This is a genomic window from Nocardia sp. JCM 34519.1 (assembly GCF_020361265.1).
Classification (GTDB): Bacteria; Actinomycetota; Actinomycetes; order Mycobacteriales; family Mycobacteriaceae; genus Nocardia; species Nocardia arthritidis_A.
Genome location: NZ_JAIRBR010000001.1, coordinates 826,065 through 841,108, shown reverse-complemented (window position 1 = coordinate 841,108; position 15,044 = coordinate 826,065). Strand labels below are relative to the sequence as shown.

At 67.1% G+C, this 15,044-nt stretch carries 17 protein-coding genes; 9 read left to right on the top strand and 8 right to left on the bottom strand.

All coding sequences use genetic code 11. The features are described from left to right. Nucleotides 1–104 precede the first annotated feature (104 nt). Entirely contained in the window at nt 105–917 is an 813-nt protein-coding gene (locus tag LGY53_RS04040; protein WP_225725683.1) for an MBL fold metallo-hydrolase, read from the top strand. A gap of 71 nt (nt 918–988) precedes the next feature. Here the strand turns inward: LGY53_RS04040 and LGY53_RS04035 are convergent, their stop codons facing one another. Further along, complete coding sequence (locus LGY53_RS04035; RefSeq protein WP_225725253.1) at nt 989–1,471, bottom strand: hypothetical protein; 483 nt, start codon at nt 1,469–1,471, stop codon at nt 989–991. A gap of 143 nt (nt 1,472–1,614) precedes the next feature. Here LGY53_RS04035 and LGY53_RS04030 point away from each other — a divergent pair, with 143 nt between their 5' ends. Both LGY53_RS04030 and LGY53_RS04025 read left to right on the top strand, forming a co-directional pair. Further along, on the top strand, nt 1,615–2,064 hold the full coding sequence (locus tag LGY53_RS04030; protein ID WP_225725252.1) for a helix-turn-helix domain-containing protein: 450 nt from the start codon (nt 1,615–1,617) through the stop codon (nt 2,062–2,064). A 256-nt stretch (nt 2,065–2,320) separates the two neighbouring features. Continuing rightward, nucleotides 2,321–3,457: an AbrB family transcriptional regulator gene (locus LGY53_RS04025; RefSeq protein ID WP_225725251.1), complete on the top strand. Its 1,137-nt coding sequence runs from the start codon at nt 2,321–2,323 to the stop codon at nt 3,455–3,457. Nucleotides 3,458–3,459: 2 nt separating this feature from the next. On the opposite strand, the gene LGY53_RS04020 is transcribed toward LGY53_RS04025, so the two are convergent. Both LGY53_RS04020 and LGY53_RS04015 read right to left on the bottom strand, forming a co-directional pair. Then, on the bottom strand, nt 3,460–3,936 hold the full coding sequence (locus LGY53_RS04020; protein WP_225725250.1) for a hypothetical protein: 477 nt from the start codon (nt 3,934–3,936) through the stop codon (nt 3,460–3,462). Between the two features lie 46 nt (nt 3,937–3,982). After that, complete coding sequence (locus LGY53_RS04015) at nt 3,983–5,158, bottom strand: hypothetical protein (protein WP_225725249.1); 1,176 nt, start codon at nt 5,156–5,158, stop codon at nt 3,983–3,985. A gap of 288 nt (nt 5,159–5,446) precedes the next feature. Here LGY53_RS04015 and LGY53_RS04010 point away from each other — a divergent pair, with 288 nt between their 5' ends. Together LGY53_RS04010 and LGY53_RS04005 are read left to right on the top strand one after the other, a co-directional pair. Continuing rightward, nucleotides 5,447–5,869 carry a hypothetical protein gene (locus tag LGY53_RS04010; RefSeq protein WP_225725248.1) on the top strand — a complete coding sequence of 141 codons (423 nt, stop codon included), beginning with the start codon at nt 5,447–5,449 and terminating at the stop codon, nt 5,867–5,869. A gap of 162 nt (nt 5,870–6,031) precedes the next feature. Further along, nucleotides 6,032–6,952: a hypothetical protein gene (locus tag LGY53_RS04005; protein WP_308102793.1), complete on the top strand. Its 921-nt coding sequence runs from the start codon at nt 6,032–6,034 to the stop codon at nt 6,950–6,952. A gap of 67 nt (nt 6,953–7,019) precedes the next feature. On the opposite strand, the gene LGY53_RS04000 is transcribed toward LGY53_RS04005, so the two are convergent. Both LGY53_RS04000 and LGY53_RS03995 read right to left on the bottom strand, forming a co-directional pair. Continuing rightward, nucleotides 7,020–7,376 carry a DUF6401 family natural product biosynthesis protein gene (locus LGY53_RS04000; protein WP_225725246.1) on the bottom strand — a complete coding sequence of 119 codons (357 nt, stop codon included), beginning with the start codon at nt 7,374–7,376 and terminating at the stop codon, nt 7,020–7,022. A 103-nt stretch (nt 7,377–7,479) separates the two neighbouring features. Then, nucleotides 7,480–8,655 carry an acyl-CoA dehydrogenase family protein gene (locus LGY53_RS03995; protein ID WP_167477818.1) on the bottom strand — a complete coding sequence of 392 codons (1,176 nt, stop codon included), beginning with the start codon at nt 8,653–8,655 and terminating at the stop codon, nt 7,480–7,482. A 104-nt stretch (nt 8,656–8,759) separates the two neighbouring features. On the opposite strand from LGY53_RS03995, the gene LGY53_RS03990 reads away from it, so the two are divergent. Next, entirely contained in the window at nt 8,760–9,902 is a 1,143-nt protein-coding gene (locus LGY53_RS03990) for a cystathionine gamma-synthase (RefSeq protein WP_225725245.1), read from the top strand. A 94-nt stretch (nt 9,903–9,996) separates the two neighbouring features. Here LGY53_RS03990 and greA read toward each other — a convergent pair whose 3' ends face one another. Both greA and LGY53_RS03980 read right to left on the bottom strand, forming a co-directional pair. Beyond that, nucleotides 9,997–10,491 carry a transcription elongation factor GreA gene (gene greA, locus LGY53_RS03985; RefSeq protein ID WP_225725244.1) on the bottom strand — a complete coding sequence of 165 codons (495 nt, stop codon included), beginning with the start codon at nt 10,489–10,491 and terminating at the stop codon, nt 9,997–9,999. A gap of 300 nt (nt 10,492–10,791) precedes the next feature. Further along, complete coding sequence (locus LGY53_RS03980) at nt 10,792–11,226, bottom strand: DUF4307 domain-containing protein (protein ID WP_225725243.1); 435 nt, start codon at nt 11,224–11,226, stop codon at nt 10,792–10,794. Between the two features lie 103 nt (nt 11,227–11,329). Between LGY53_RS03980 and mca the strand changes: the two genes are divergently transcribed. Next, the gene (gene mca / locus LGY53_RS03975; protein ID WP_225725242.1) at nt 11,330–12,214 is read left to right on the top strand and encodes a mycothiol conjugate amidase Mca; all 885 of its coding nucleotides are present in this window, start codon (nt 11,330–11,332) and stop codon (nt 12,212–12,214) included. After that, the gene (locus tag LGY53_RS03970) at nt 12,211–12,486 is read left to right on the top strand and encodes a hypothetical protein (RefSeq protein ID WP_167477814.1); all 276 of its coding nucleotides are present in this window, start codon (nt 12,211–12,213) and stop codon (nt 12,484–12,486) included. Before mca ends, LGY53_RS03970 begins: the two co-directional genes overlap by 4 nt. A gap of 63 nt (nt 12,487–12,549) precedes the next feature. Here the strand turns inward: LGY53_RS03970 and LGY53_RS03965 are convergent, their stop codons facing one another. Then, on the bottom strand, nt 12,550–13,404 hold the full coding sequence (locus tag LGY53_RS03965) for a hypothetical protein (protein ID WP_225725241.1): 855 nt from the start codon (nt 13,402–13,404) through the stop codon (nt 12,550–12,552). Nucleotides 13,405–13,555: 151 nt separating this feature from the next. On the opposite strand from LGY53_RS03965, the gene LGY53_RS03960 reads away from it, so the two are divergent. Beyond that, nucleotides 13,556–14,863 carry an FAD-binding oxidoreductase gene (locus LGY53_RS03960; protein WP_225725240.1) on the top strand — a complete coding sequence of 436 codons (1,308 nt, stop codon included), beginning with the start codon at nt 13,556–13,558 and terminating at the stop codon, nt 14,861–14,863. Nucleotides 14,864–15,044: the final 181 nt, after the last annotated feature.

Genomic DNA, 15,044 nt, shown 5'->3' with positions numbered 1-15,044 from the left:
CAGGTCAACTGTTACGCCTCTCGTATTCGGCTACTGGCAAGCGCCTTGTCCAGCAATGGCATTCAGGCGTAGAACGGGCTTGGGTGTACGAGGAAGTGGGAGCCATGTGGAAGATCTGCACGACTTGTGGGGTGGAGCACGACGCGGCGGCGGAGGTCTGCCGGATCTGTGCCGATGAGCGGCAGTGGGTGCCCGCCGAGGGGCAGCAGTGGACCACGCTGGAAGAGTTGGCCGCCACCGAGCATCGGGTCGAGGTGCGGGAGTTGGAGCCGGACCTGTTCGGGTTGACGACCGCGCCGAATATCGGCATCGGGCAGCAGGCCCTGCTGGTGCGCACTTCCGAGGGGAATCTGCTGTGGGATCCGACCGCCTATGTCGATGGCGAGGCGGTGCGCCGGGTGCGGGAGCTCGGTGATGTCACCGCCATCGTGGCGAGTCATCCGCATATGTACGGCGTGCAGGTGGCGTGGAGTCATGCGCTCGGCGGCGTTCCGGTGCTGGTGGCCGCGCCGGATATGGAGTGGGTCGCGCGGCCCGATCCGGTGATCCGGCCGTGGTCCGGACAGGTCGATCTGCTGCCCGGTGTGATCCTGCGTCAGGTGGGTGGTCATTTTCCCGGCAGCGCGGTCGTGCACTGGAGCGCCGGGGCGGGCGGGCGCGGCGTGCTGTTCAGCGCCGACACCATCAAAGCCAATCCGGACCGCGTGACGGTCAGCTTCCTGCGCAGTTATCCGAACCGGATTCCGCTGTCGGGCGCGGTGGTCGACCGAATCACGAAATCGGTGGAGGAATTCGAATTCGACCGCCTCTACGACAATTTCGGCATGACCATCGATACCGATGCCCGCGCCGCCGTCCGCCGCTCGGCCGATCGCCACATCGCTTGGGTGCGAGGCGATTTCGACCACCTCACCTGAATCGCCGCTCCCGCATGGGCTTCGGCCTACCGTACGTGTAATAGCCTGTGCGAGAAGCTAATTGGTGATACTCAGGAGGTCCGGCGCAGGACCGCGGTGACGGTTCCGGTCGGTCCGGCCGGTGCGGTGTAGTCGAGTGCGCCGTCGGGGCGCAGGTCGACGATTGTCGTCGCGCCGTCGGCGGCGCAGCCCGTGCCGCCGAGTAGACGGGCGGAGAAGGTGAGTTCGGTTTCGGTGACCAGGATGACCCGCTGGGCGTGCTCGCAGCGGTTGCCGGACTGCCTGTCGACGGTCGATGTCGTCGCGATCTCCTCGGAGTTCTTACCCGCGCCGATGGACATGGTGATGGCCGGACCGTTCACGGCATCGCCCTTCCATTGGCCCAGAAAGACTTTCGGCACATTCCAGGTCGCGTCGACCGGAGTGGTGTCGACCGGGTGGCTCGCGACGGTGGTCGGGCTCGACGACACGGATGGGTGATCCGCCGATTGGCAGCCCGTCAGCAGAACCGCGATGCCGAGACCGGTCGCCACTCGATGGATCATCGTCCCCATCAACGCAATATAGGCATGAAATGCATACCGCCTCAGATGTTTTGCCGCGCGGGCACTAGCAGATACCTGTCATTCGCCGACCGCGAACGACAGGGGTTCGGTTCGCCACACGCCGCTGCCGGTTTCGGGCATAGGATGACCGGATGCGCTACGCGGAACTCGCCGACTTTCCGTGCTCGATCACCCGGCCGCTGGTGATCTTCGGTGACCGTTGGACGCTGCTGATTTTGAAATTCGCTTTCGCGGGTGTGCGCCGGTTCAACGGATTCCAGGCCGCGCTCGGCATTTCCCGCGGTCGGCTGCAGGACCGGCTCGATCGGCTGGTCGAGCACGGCATCCTGGAGAAGCGGAAGATCGATGGCGGCGCGTACGAGGAATACCGGCTCACGCGCAAGGGGCACGACATCTATCCCGTGCTGATGGCCATCAAGGACTGGGGCGACAGATATATGGCCCCGGACGGCCCGCCGGTGCTCTACGCCCATCGCGATTGCTCCGGCGAGGCGCATGTGCGGCTCGAATGTGATTGCTGCGCAACGGAAATCACCGCGCGCGACGTTGTCCCGACGCCGGGTCCCGGCATCGGCGGCTGAACCGGAAATGATCGTCCGCGCATAGTTTGCCGGACCGCGCCGTCGCTGAAAACAATTGACAGTAATGCGGCCTGCAGTGAATCTGGCTACCACTTCAACACCTTCCATGTGGAATTAACTGGCAGTGTGTAAGACCGCACTCATACGCGCCGTTTGTCGCCCCCGAACCGGAAAATGCGCAGAATCACACCTACTGTTAGCTGAGATAACGACCTCGTTACGGGATGTTCACTGAACTCTGCAAAGCTTTGTAAGCATGAACCGGTGGCAAATATTCGGCTGGCTGGCACTCCTGATCGGCGTGCTCGCCGCCGCGGAATTGCTCGACCGGGTGCACTTTCCGGCCCCACAGATGATCCTGGCCATGGTGGTCGGCGCCGTGCTCGCGCTGTCCGGGCGGCTGCCCGCGCCGATGCCGAGGCAGATTTCGGTGGGCGCGCAGGCCATGCTCGGCGTGCTGATGGGCAGCTACCTGGAGATCTCGCTGCTGTCATCGATCGGCCTCGCGGTCTTCCCGGTTTTGGCCGTCACCGTGGCGACCCTGCTGGTAAGTGTGCTCGTCGCTTGGGTTTTCGCGCGGGTGAGCGGCGTCGATCTGCCGACCGCGACCCTCGGCCTGCTCGCGGGCGGCTCCGCCGCGGTGGTAGCGTGCGCCGACGAAATGGACGCCGACCCGCGGCGGGTCGCGTTCATGCAGTACCTGCGCGTGGCCATGGTCGCGTTGAGCGCGCCCGCGCTGGCATCGATGCTCTCGCACGGCGATGGTCTCGCCGCGGACGCCCGATCGGTCACCGCGTCGGTCACCAATCCCGATCTGCCGCACTGGATGCTCTTCGGCCGCGGCGACCAGGTGGCGGGTCTATCGATCGCGGTGATGCTGTGCGTGGCAGGCATCTGGCTCGGCCGTCGGCTCAATATGCCAAGTCCGGCGCTGATCGGACCGATGCTGATCACCGCGCTGCTGACCGCGCTCGGCGTCACCCACGGCTACGCCCCGACCAACCTGCTGAAGGATCTGCTGTTCGTCATCATCGGATTCGAGGTCGGCACCCGGTTCACCAGGGGTGTCGTCATCGAGATGGCACGGATGATCCCGGGGATGACGCTGACCATCGTCGCGCTCTCCGGCGCGGTGGCCGCGCTGGCCTTCACCGTCGCCTTGTTCGTCGATCTGGAGCTGTCCGATATCTACCTGGCCACCACGCCGGGCGGTATCAACGCCGTACTCGCGACCGCCGAATCGATGAACGCCAACCTGCCGCTGATCACCAGCGTGCAGAGTCTGCGGCTGCTGCTCATGGTGTTCGCGCTGCCGGTGCTGCTGCGGCTGTTCCGCTATCTGAACGATCGGCGCGCCGTCCGGGAGCGCCCGCGCGAACTCGTCGCGCACTGAGATCAATCGCGGGTCGCGCCACCGGGCCAGAGCACGGTGACGGGCAGCCCGCGCCGCCGGGCCGCGGCGACCACGTCGGCCGTGCCGCCGACACCGCGTGCCGGTGCGCCGTCCCAGACCGCGAGCAGCTCATCGGCCTCGTCGAGCATCCGCAGACCGGCGGCCAGATGCGCGTCGGCATTCGACTCGTCGCGGTCCAGCTCGATGACTTTCATTGCCGCCGAGAGTAATTCGTCGTAGATCCGATGATGCTCGACGGGTAGGGCGGCGCGATAGGTCCGGGCGGGCACCACCGCGATCAGCCTGCCGCCGTAGTCGAGCACCGCCCTGGCGAACAGCGAATCCGGGCCGTCCGCAAGACAACTCACGCCGACGAGGTCGGCGGCCCGCCGCAGCACCGCACCGCGCAGCATGCGGTCGACCAGCGCGGTGGTGTCCGCGGGCAGACCTCGATGCCCGGTGATCGCGACGCGCGTCATGGCCGGGCCACCGATCCGCGGGCGGAAACTGTGGTCACCGCGGAGCTCACGGTTCGTCGGGCCGGTACAGCGTCGCCAGCGCCTCGTCCAGCGGACGTGCCTCCGCGGTCTTGCCGGGCAGGCTGGCCCGGAACTCCCTGGCCAGCCTGGTGATTCGCTCGCTGTGGAAGGCGAGGCCGATGGTCAGCGCCTGTGCGGCAAGCGCGCAGCCCGCCTCGATATCGCCGCTGCGGGCCAGCACATAGGCGTGCTCCACCTGGACCAGCGCCCGCGGCTTCTCGGCGAGCAGGGCGGGTGCGGCGGCGGCGAACGCGACCTTCGCGGCCCGGTGGTCGCCGAGCCTGGCGAGCGTACTGGCTTGATACCGTGCGGCTTTCGTCCCGTCGAAGACGAATACCCACGGCCACTGCGGTTCGCCGTGCTGACGTTCCGCGAGCCGCTCGGCCCGCTGCAGCGCGGCCAGCGCACCGTTGCGATCCCCGGTGGACGCGTGGGCGACGGCGAGCAGCGAGGCCAGCCACGCGCTCGCGCTGTCCGGCGCCTCGGCGCCGAGTTGCGCTGCGGCCCTGTGCAATAGCGTCAGCCCAGCGCGCCCGTCGCCGGTTTCCACCGCGTAGTGACCGAGGCTGGCGGTCATATAGGAGACCAGCAGTGGATGGTGGGTGCGCTCGGCATAGCGGATGGCCTCGATGTAGTGGCGGCGCGCCATCGCGTCATCGCCCCGATCGGCCGCCAACCACGCTGCCAGACCGGCGATTTCGGAAAGGGTGCGAAAGCCGTTGGAGGTGCGCAGCCGATCGCGGACCACACCCGCCACCAGATTCAGGTGCGCCTCCACCGCGGGCGCCAGCCGGTCCGACGCCACCGAGGACTCCATCCTGCGGAAGTGCGTCGTGGGCCCGCCCAGGGTTTCGATCAACTCGGCCTCGGTCGGGGCCGCGTTGGAAAGCGCTGCGCCCGTACCGATCACGAGCGCACCCTGGATGAACTGCTTGCGGTTCACGTCCTCGTCATCCGTGGACTGCCGGTGCCGGACGAAGCCCAGCTCGGCATCCGTCGCGACATTCAGGACCGCACGCAATGCGGCGCGATAGTGCTTCCTCGGCCACGTCGTCTCGCCTCGCTCCCATTTGCCGACATGCCGCTCGTCGACGGCACCAGGTTTATTGGTCACCCGGAAGACGTGGTCGTTGACGGCGTCGGCCAATTCTCGGCGAGTCATCGGACGGCCCGGCGATCCGGGCGACTCCACTCGCGATCTAGCCTCGATCAGCAGCTCATTCCGACCGGTCACGACGCGTCCTCGCTGGGCTCGGCCGCGCCGTGACCGGGCGTGCGGTGCCTGTGGTGCCCTCGCTGCGCTCGATCACGGGTGCGGGCCTCTCTACTGGACCCATCGCCAGAATAGATGCTCGCCGGTTGCGCTGGACCGGTCCGACCACCATTTGCCCAGTATTTTCCCCGCCGCACGCCATCGCACTCGGCCGCGCCGACGACGAACCTTGACTGCGTGCCACCAGCGCGAGTGTCGCCCGCCGAGCGGACGGCCGGAACACCAACAGCAATCGGCATTCTGCGCCAAGACATTTCGGGCAGGCACCGGCGACGGGACGAGCGCATCGTCGAATGGCTCGCGCAGCGGTGGGGCTACGAACTGCCCGCGCTGCTCATCGTCGACGACACCGAGCTCGCTCCGACGCTGCTGCTGATCGAGCACATTCGCGCCGCGGCGGCGGACGCCGTCATCGCGCCGGACCGCGAGCACATCTGGCCCGCCCGGCGCGCCGTCACCGAACTGTGCGATCTGATCCTGGCCGGCTCCGAGAAAACCTGGTCGCGCGGCTACCACTGGCCGCCCTTCGGTTACGCCGAGGACGAGCTGACGGTCGCATGCCCGCGCGGACTGACCACCGGCTACCGCATTCTCGGCTGACCATCCGCATTCGCTTCCGAGCGCTATCGGCAATTTGGCAAATGCTGCGCAAATTTGTCATACAAGTGCTTGCATAGGGGTATAACCGCCGAGTGAGCGAGCTTACGAGCGAACCATGAGCAATAGCGCTCCGCGAACGGTTCCGTGAGCTCGCCTCGGCAAATGCCATGGCGTAATCGGATAGCGAAGGGAAGGGATATGCACACCTCCAGTTTGGCTATCGATTTCCAGCGGGGAATGTCGGACGCGTGGAGCTCCGTGGCCACGTTCGTCCCCAAGCTGGCCGGATTCCTGGTCATCATGCTCGCCGGTTGGATCATCGCCAGGGTGGTCGCGGCCGTCGTGCGCCGAGTGCTCGACCGGGTCGGCTTCGACCGGCTGGTGGAGCGGGGCGGTATCCGGCAGATGCTCTCGCGCAGCCGGTACGACGCCTCCGATCTGCTGGCGAAGCTGGCGTACTACGCGATTCTGCTGATCGCGCTGCAGCTCGGCTTCGGCGTCTTCGGGCCGAACCCGGTGAGTTCGATGCTCAACGGCATCGTCGCCTGGCTGCCGCGGGCCGCGGTCGCGATCGTCGTCGTGGTGATCGCGGGCGCCATCGCGCACGCGGTGCGCGAGATGGTCACCAATATGCTCGGCGGCCTGTCCTACGGTGCGATGCTCGGGCGGATCGCCTCGGTGTTCATCTGGGGCGTCGGCATCGTCGCCGCGCTGAACCAGGTCGGTGTCGCGACCTCGGTGACCATGCCGATCCTGATCACGGTGCTCGCGACGATCGGCGGCATCCTGATCGTCGGCATCGGCGGCGGCATGATCAGCCCGATGCAGCAGCGCTGGGAGAGCTGGCTGAGCGGCCTGGAACAGGAGATGCCCGAGGTGAAGGGGCATGCCGAGGCGTATCGGCGGGGCCGCGAGGACGTCGCGCGCGAGCAGCTGTGGATGGATCAGCAGGCGGCCCGCGGCCAGCAGTGGCAGGAGCCGATGACCAGCAGCGGTTTCGCACAGGGCGGGCAGTACGGCCAGGGCCAGCAGTATGCGCAGGGCGGGTATCAGCAGTACGGTAACCCGCAGGAAAGGCGCTGAGCGCCAAGGTAATACGTAAAGCGCCCGCCGCACCGCGAATTACGGTGCGGCGGGCGCTATTTCGATATCAGGCGGCCTGCCGAGCGGCGTGCAGGCAGACGCCCGCCAGCCGCAACTGCAACCAGTCGGCCTCCGCCCACTCGTCGAGATCGCTTGGCGCGCTGCCCATTCCGGTACCGGTGCGGGCCTCGTCGAGCAGGCCGCGGACGTAACCGGCCAGCAGTACGCCCGCCGGAACCTTCGCCGAATCCGGAACGCCGACGGCGAGGATGTCGCGCACCGCGGCGGCGTGCTGATCGAGCCGGGCGAGCAGTGCGGGCATTTGCGCGGCGGCGGCCAGCGCGGGCACCCCGTGCGTGCGGTGCAGGCGGGTCAAAATGCGATGCGCCGACACTTCGAGCAACGCGGGGCCGAGCAAAAACATCCGCTCATGCTAGCAACCGCACAGAATTTATGAAACTGTGACATTTATCCGACCCCGTCGGCGCTGATCCCGCCCAGTCGGGCACCTCTTGGCAAATTACCGGTCAGCGGAAGGCGTTCGCATCGGTGAGCGCCTTTCCGAGCACCAGCTGATGCACCTCGGCGGTGCCCTCGTAGGTGAGCACCGACTCGAGGTTGTTCGCGTGCCGCAGCACCGGATAGTCCAGCGTGATGCCGTTCGCGCCCAGGATGGTGCGGCATTCCCTGGCGATCGCGATGGCTTCCCTGGTGCTGTTCAGCTTGCCCGCGCTCACCTGCTCCGGCCGGATCCGGTGCGCGTCCTTCAACCGGCCCAGATGCACCGCCAGCAGCTGACCCTTGCCGAATTCCAGCGCCATATCGGCCAGCTTGGCCTGGGTCAGCTGGTAGGCCGCCAGCGGCTTGTCGAAAACCTCACGGGTGCGTGCGTATTCGATGGTGGCGGCCAGGCAGTCGCGGGCCGCGCCGAGCGCGCCGAAGATGATGCCGAACCGCGCCTCGCTCAGACAGGAGAGCGGCGCGTTGAGCCCGCGCGATTCGGGCAGCACGGCATCGGCGGGCAGCCGGACGTCGTCCAGGTCCAGCTCCGCCGTGATGGAGGCGCGCAGCGACAGCTTGTGATGCATTTCGCGGGCGGCGAAGCCGGGCGTGCCCGCGGGCACCAGGAAGCCGCGGATCACCTGTTTGCCCTCGTCCTCGGTCTGCGCCCACACCACCGCGACATCGGCCACCGATCCGTTGGTGATCCACATCTTCGATCCGTTGAGCACCCAGTCGGCGCCGTCGCGCTTGGCCCTGGTCCGCATGCCGCCCGGGTTGGACCCGAAATCCGGCTCGGTCAGCCCGAAACAGCCGATCGCCCGCCCGGCCGCCATCTCCGGCAGCCACCGCTGCTTCTGCTCCTCGGAACCGAATTTGTGGATCGCGGTCATGGCCAGCGAACCCTGCACCGAAACCATGCTGCGCACACCGGAATCGACCGCCTCCAGCTCCTGGCAGGCCAGGCCGTACATGGTCGCCGACATTCCGGCGCATCCGTAACCGTCCAGGTGCATGCCGAGCAGGCCGAGCCTGCCGAGTTCGGGCGCGAGCTCACGGGCCGGGAAGGTGCCCGCCTCGAACCACTCCGCGATATGCGGGCGCAACCGCTGCGCCGCGAAGGCCGCGACGGTGTCACGGATCTCGCGTTCGTCGTCGGACAGCAGGGAATCGATCGCGAACAGTTCTTCCACAGTCACCATGCGCCCAGCCTATTCGGGGTTCCCCCGCCGTCCCGGCGAACGCCGGGATCAATAGGGGCCGGGTGACCGATTGCCCAGAAGTGGCTTACAACTACGCTGGGCACATGAGTGAGCTGGGATTCTCCACACGGGCCGTGCACGCCGGATTCGATCCCGATCCGCAGACCGGCGCCGTGAACGTGCCCATCTACGCGAGCTCGACATTCGCCCAGGACGGAGTCGGCGGGCTGCGCGGCGGATTCGAGTACGCCAGGACCGGAAACCCGACCAGGGCGGCGCTGGAGGCGAACCTCGCGGCGCTCGAATCGGGCAGCTACGGAAGGGCTTTCGCATCCGGTATGGCCGCCACCGACTGTGCGCTGCGCGCCATCCTGCGCCCCGGCGATCACATCGTCATCCCGGACGACGCGTACGGCGGCACCTTCCGGCTGATCGACAAGGTGTTCAGCCAGTGGGGTATCGAACATTCGCCCGCGCACATCTTCAACACCGACGAGGTGCGCGCCGCGATCCGCCCGAACACCAAGCTGATCTGGATCGAGACCCCCACCAACCCGCTGCTCAGCATCGGTGACATTCCGGCGCTCGCCGAGATCGCGCACGCGGCCGGCGCGAAGCTGGTGGTCGACAACACCTTCGCCACCCCCTACCTGCAGCAGCCGCTGCTGCTCGGCGCCGATATCGTCGTCCACTCGACCACCAAGTACCTCGGCGGGCATTCCGATGTGGTCGGCGGCGCGCTGATCACCAACGACAAGGATCTGGACGCCGCATTCGCCTTCCTGCAGAACGGCGCGGGCGCGGTGCCGGGACCGTTCGACGCCTACCTGACAATGCGCGGCGCCAAGACCCTGGCTCTGCGCATGGAACGGCACTGCGACAACGCCGAGAAGCTGGCCGAATTCCTGAGCAGTCATCCGAAGATCAGCCAGGTGATCTACCCGGGCCTGCCGGAACATCCCGGGCACCTGCTCGCGGATAAGCAGATGCGCCGCTACGGCGGGATGATCTCGGTGCGCCTGCACGGCGGCCGCGACGCCGCGCACGATTTCTGCTCGCGGACCAAGATTTTCACGCTGGCCGAATCGCTCGGCGGCATCGAATCGCTGATCGAGCATCCGGCCGCGATGACGCACGCGTCCACCGCGGGTTCGCAGCTGGAGGTGCCGGTGGATCTGGTGCGCCTCTCGGTCGGCATCGAGGACGGGTCCGATCTGCTCGCCGATATCGAGCAGGCGCTGGGCTGAGAACATGACGAAGCGGCCGCACCTGGGTACTGGGCGCGGCCGCTTCTATCGTCCGGGGAGTTGCGGGCCGAGGAGAAGCGCTCGGCCGCGGGGATCAGCTGTGGTAGGGCTCGGCGCTGACCAGCGTGACCTTCATGGTCTTGCCGCTGGGCAGGGTGTATTCGCGGGTCTCGCCGACCTTGGCATCGATGAGCGCGCCACCGAGCGGCGAGTTCGGCGAGTAGGTCTCCAGCTTGGAGTCGCTCAGGCCCTCTTCCCGGGTGGCGATGAGGAAGGTTTCGGTATCGGATTCGTCGCCGTCGTAGTAGACCTTCACGACGGAGCCGGGGAGTGCGACACCGGACTTGGTCGGGGCGACGCCGACCTTCGCGTTGTTCAGCAGTTCCTGCAGTTGGCGAATGCGCGCCTCCTGCTGGCCCTGCTCCTCGCGCGCGGCGTGGTAGCCGCCGTTCTCCTTGAGGTCGCCCTCTTCCCGGCGCTCGTTGATTTCCGCGGCGATGACCGGACGATTGGCGATGAGCGCGTCGAGTTCGCTCTTGAGCCTGTCGTGCGACTCCGGGGTCAGCCAGGTCACTTGCGTCTCAGTCATCTCGATCACTCCCTAGTAGTTGTTCCCGGCAGGGCCGGGTTCCCTGATAACCGCTGCAGTACCCACCAGGAGCGCAGGCACGCACCAGTCGACGGCTAGAGCGATCCTGGGAAGTTCGTCGAACCCCGACAGGCCTGTGCTCCGGGCTGACGCGCACTCCCGGAACTGACAGCGCTGGCCGTCAATGCAGCAAACACGGCTCCGAACTTCGGAACCGTGTGTGACGCCATTTTAGCATGAATTGGAAACATGCAGGTCGGGGTTTGTTTTCCCGATGTTCGCTACGGCAAAAGGTGCGAATCACCCGGCCCGGAGGTAACCCGGGACATGGCTGGAACAGCCGTAGATATTGCCTGCCGACGGCCGCGCCGAGGCCTTCACGACGGTGGTCAATTCGACCGTGCCACTGCTCGACGGCTCGATCAGCACCTCGCGCCTGCCCACCTCCGAACCGTCGCGGGACATCGCGCGCACCCAGCACACGACGGGCTGCTCCGGATTCTTGCGCGTCACCTTGAGGTGGACGGTGATCGTCGAATCGTCGTCGACGACGTAGCCGAGCTGTTCGGGATCGATATCCGACGGACCGAAGTTCTGGTAGTACGCGTAGGCGACGCCGAAACCCGCGAGGAGCACGATTACGCCGAGTACCAGCGGAATCCAACGGCGCCGCACCCGGGGTCTGATCCCGTACCGGTCGGCGCGCAGATCGGTACCGCCGGCGGATTCGGTCATGACAGCTCGCTCCCGGGGGGTACGTCGGAACAAAATCGGGTCGAATGGAACTATAGGGAACGAAGACCAGACACCCGCGACCGAGAGCGATGGTGAACGAGACGTGAGTGGCCTTCGCCTCATGGCGGTGCATGCCCACCCAGACGACGAATCCAGTAAGGGTGCCGCGACCACCGCCCGCTATGCCGACGAGGGACACGAGGTCCTGATTGTCACGCTGACCGGCGGCGAGCGGGGCAGCATCCTGAACCCGGCCATGGACACGCCCGGTGTGCTGGAGCGCATCCAGGAGATCCGGCGGGAGGAGATGGCCGAGGCGGCCCGCGCGCTCGGGGTGCGCCAGCACTGGCTCGGCTTCGTCGATTCCGGTCTGCCGGAGGGGGATCCGCCGCCGCCACTACCCGAGGGCTGCTTCGCGCTGGTTCCGCTGGAGGAGGCCACCGAGGCGCTGGTCCGCGTCGTGCGCGAGTTCAAGCCGCACGTGATCACCACCTACGACGAGAACGGCGGCTATCCGCATCCGGACCACATCAGGTGCCACGAGGTGTCGATGGCGGCATTCGAGGCGGCGGGCGATCCCACTCGCTTCCCCGACGCCGGCGAGCCGTGGACGCCGCTGAAGATCTACTACGACCACGGGTTCACGCTGGCCAGGCTGGACACCTTCGCCGCCGAATACGAGCGGATCGGCGAGCCGTATCCGCTGCAGGAGTGGCTGGACCGGATGCGCCAGTTCCGCTCCGGGCGTCCGGACGGGATGAGCCGGGTGACCACCCGGATCGAATGCGCCAAGTACTTCCCGCAGCGTGACGATGCCCTGCGCGCGCACGCCACCCAAATCGACCCGAACGGCGTGTTCTTCGCGATTCCGATGGAGATGCAGCAACGGCTGTGGCCCACCGAGGAATTCGAGCTCGCCAAATCCAGGGTCGAGACGTCCCTCCCGGAGACCGACCTCTTCGCCGGCATAGAGGACGACATCAAATGATCATGGTGGTGCTGGCGCAGACGCCCGCCAACCCGACCGGCCCGGAGTTCGGCAAGGCATCGCCGATCGCGCTGGTGATCATCCTGATCCTGCTCGCGGGCACCGTATTGCTGATCCGGTCGATGAACCGGCACATCAAGAAGCTGCCCGCGACCTTCGAACCGGAGCATCCGGAGCCGGATCAGGAGGCCGACGAGGGCACCGAACACGGTGTCGCCCGGCGCGAATCGGAGAACGGGGCCGACTCCGATCACCCCGCCGGAACGGGTTAGGCCTACCTCCGCATTCGCTCCGGCCGTGCGCGGGTCTACGGACGGCTTCGCCGCCAGCGCCTATTAGTTCCGCAGCGCGCGGGCCAGTGCGTCCTCGGCCGGGATCGGGGTGGGCGGTTCGATCACCTCGGCCTCGTACCGGTGCAGCCGCGGATAGCGTTCGCCGGATTCCCGCAGCGTCCAGTCGTGCCGGGTGCGCGCGGTGCGCGGCCGGTCGCTCGCATCGATGCCCACCCACTCGAAATCCATGGTGACGCGGTAGTTTTCCGGATCCGCGAGATCGATCCGCAGGTCGGCCGGATGGTGGGTGCCGAGTCCCGCCGTTGTGCGCGTGGCGATCTCGTCGAGGCGCGGCGTGAGCTCGTCCGAGATCAGCTCACGTAGCGGCGCCGCGGTCGCTGCGGGTTCCTCGAGCAGCGACAGCCAGTAGTGGATGAAGGCGCGGACGCGGTTTTCGCCGTACCCGTCGACGAACGGCGTGTCGTCGGTGCCGAGGATCGTCTCGGTGAGCCGGTGGAAGCGGGGGAGTCGTCCGGCCGGATCCTGAACCAGATCGATGTCGTAGCGCATCCGGATCGTTCCGGTCAGCTGCGGGCCGATGGTCTCGAAATCGTGGGTGACGGTCGCGTGCGACATATCCGGGGTGAGTTCGAGTCCGCGCAGGTGGTGTGCGTTGCGATGTCCGGTGTACGCGGTGGTCAGGCTGTCGAGGTAGGCCGCGCGGCCGGTGACGGTGCGCACCGGGAACTGCGGGGGACGAACGATGGTGAAATCGTCGGTCACCAACTCGCCCTGGTACTGCCGAGGCATAGTCGGCGCGTCGTAGCCGGCGTACCAGCGGTGTAGCACGGTGCGCAGGCGGTGCCGGAACGGGCTGCGGCGCAGCACCTCACGCAGTTCCTCGGTGGCGTCTGGCATGGGAACCAGCCTATGGGTGCTCGCGCGCGGGGTCGCGGCGTTCAGGGGAGCTGACGGGTGACCGATGTCACGTTAGCGCTCGGTTACCTTTGCTCGCCCTGCGTCGTCATGGAAGAGATCATGTTTTCCCATCGAGAATCAGGACATAGCAATGACATTCGAAGACCTACAGGCGGTGCTACCCGGCCGGGTACTGCTGCCGGGCGACGAGGGATTCGCCGCCGCGGCCCGGCCGTGGCTTTTGACGGTCGATCAGCCGGTATCCGCGGTCGTACTCGCCGACAATGCCGAAGACGTTGCGGCCGTAGTGAATTACGCGCGGCGGGCCGGAGTTCCGGTCCTCGCGCAGCCGACCGGGCACGGGGCGGCGGGCGGTGCGGACGATGCGATCCTGTTGCGCACCGGCGGCCTCGACGGTGTCGAGATCGACGCCGAGCGGCGGGTCGCACGCGTCGGCGCCGGGGCGCGGTGGGGTCAGGTGCAGCTCGCCGCGGCCGCGCACGGGCTCACCGGGCTGGCGGGCAGCAATCCGGCGGTCGGCGTCACCGGATACACGCTGGGTGGCGGGATGGGCTGGTTCAGCCGCAAGCACGGCTGGGCGTCGGATGCGGTGCGCGCCTTCGAAATCGTCGATGCCGACGGCGCGGCGGCGCGGGTCACCGCGGATTCCGATCCGGACCTGTTCTGGGCGCTGCGCGGTGGCGGCGGCGATTTCGCGGTGCTGACCGCACTCGAATTCGATTTGTTCCCAGCGTCTTCGATGTATGGCGGCCGAGTCGTGTGGCCCGGTGATCGGACCAGGGCGGTGTTCGAGTTGTTCCGGGAGATCACCGAGAACGCACCGGACGAGCTGTCGATTTGGTTCCACCGCTTGCAGTTCCCGGATGCGCCGCCCATGGTCGCACTCGATATCGCCTATCTCGGCGCGGGTGCGGACGGGCAGGCGCTGCTGCCCGAACTGGACCGGATCGGTGGGGCGGTCGTCGACAAGCGCGGCATCATGAGCACCGCCGACATCGGTGAGATCACCGCCGAGCCGACCGATCCCGCACCCGCGCTCGGCCGGACGGAACTGCTCGTCGACCTCGGTGACGCGGTGCTGAAAACGCTGTTGGACGAGCCGGTCGCGCCGCTGGTGAATATTCAGATCCGGCATCTCGGCGGTGCGTTGGCCACCCGTCCCGCGGCCGGTGCGCGCGGTCCGATCGCCGAGCAGTATCTGCTGTATGTGCTCGGGCTTGGGCTGCCGCATCTGGCCGACGCGGTAACGGCTCGGCGGGCGGAGGTCGTCGGCGCGATCGGCGCGCATATCAGTGGGAAGAAGCCGCTGACCTTCCTCAACTCGCAGGAGTCGGCCGCCGCCGCATTCGATGACGTGACGCTGGCCAGGTTGCGTGAGATCAAACGGGCGCGGGACCCGCGGGGCGTGTTCCGGTCGAATTTCCCTGTGCTGGGGTGAATTTCGCGGTGATCCGGCGGGGTGGGCAGGCGCCTCGCCGGATCCATTGGGGAACCGCCATCGCCGGGCGCAATGAAGTTGTGGCACAACCGAGTTCGAAGTGACCGTTGTCTTCGCATCGGGGGCGGGGAAGACTGTAGCGAGATGGATTGGTAATTGTCCACGCGGCAAGCGATTGTAG

Excerpts from the sequence above, each read along its gene's own strand:
- LGY53_RS04040 (WP_225725683.1), top strand. The coding sequence starts at position 105 with ATGTGGAAGATCTGCACGACTTGTGGGGTGGAGCACGACGCGGCGGCG.
- LGY53_RS04035 (WP_225725253.1), bottom strand. The coding sequence starts at position 1,471 with ATGGGGACGATGATCCATCGAGTGGCGACCGGTCTCGGCATCGCGGTT.
- LGY53_RS04030 (WP_225725252.1), top strand. The coding sequence starts at position 1,615 with ATGCGCTACGCGGAACTCGCCGACTTTCCGTGCTCGATCACCCGGCCG.
- LGY53_RS04025 (WP_225725251.1), top strand. The coding sequence starts at position 2,321 with ATGAACCGGTGGCAAATATTCGGCTGGCTGGCACTCCTGATCGGCGTG.
- LGY53_RS04020 (WP_225725250.1), bottom strand. The coding sequence starts at position 3,936 with ATGACGCGCGTCGCGATCACCGGGCATCGAGGTCTGCCCGCGGACACC.
- LGY53_RS04015 (WP_225725249.1), bottom strand. The coding sequence starts at position 5,158 with ATGACTCGCCGAGAATTGGCCGACGCCGTCAACGACCACGTCTTCCGG.
- LGY53_RS04005 (WP_308102793.1), top strand. The coding sequence starts at position 6,032 with ATGCCATGGCGTAATCGGATAGCGAAGGGAAGGGATATGCACACCTCC.
- LGY53_RS04000 (WP_225725246.1), bottom strand. The coding sequence starts at position 7,376 with ATGTTTTTGCTCGGCCCCGCGTTGCTCGAAGTGTCGGCGCATCGCATT.
- LGY53_RS03995 (WP_167477818.1), bottom strand. The coding sequence starts at position 8,655 with ATGGTGACTGTGGAAGAACTGTTCGCGATCGATTCCCTGCTGTCCGAC.
- LGY53_RS03990 (WP_225725245.1), top strand. The coding sequence starts at position 8,760 with ATGAGTGAGCTGGGATTCTCCACACGGGCCGTGCACGCCGGATTCGAT.
- greA (WP_225725244.1), bottom strand. The coding sequence starts at position 10,491 with ATGACTGAGACGCAAGTGACCTGGCTGACCCCGGAGTCGCACGACAGG.
- LGY53_RS03980 (WP_225725243.1), bottom strand. The coding sequence starts at position 11,226 with ATGACCGAATCCGCCGGCGGTACCGATCTGCGCGCCGACCGGTACGGG.
- LGY53_RS03970 (WP_167477814.1), top strand. The coding sequence starts at position 12,211 with ATGATCATGGTGGTGCTGGCGCAGACGCCCGCCAACCCGACCGGCCCG.
- LGY53_RS03965 (WP_225725241.1), bottom strand. The coding sequence starts at position 13,404 with ATGCCAGACGCCACCGAGGAACTGCGTGAGGTGCTGCGCCGCAGCCCG.
- LGY53_RS03960 (WP_225725240.1), top strand. The coding sequence starts at position 13,556 with ATGACATTCGAAGACCTACAGGCGGTGCTACCCGGCCGGGTACTGCTG.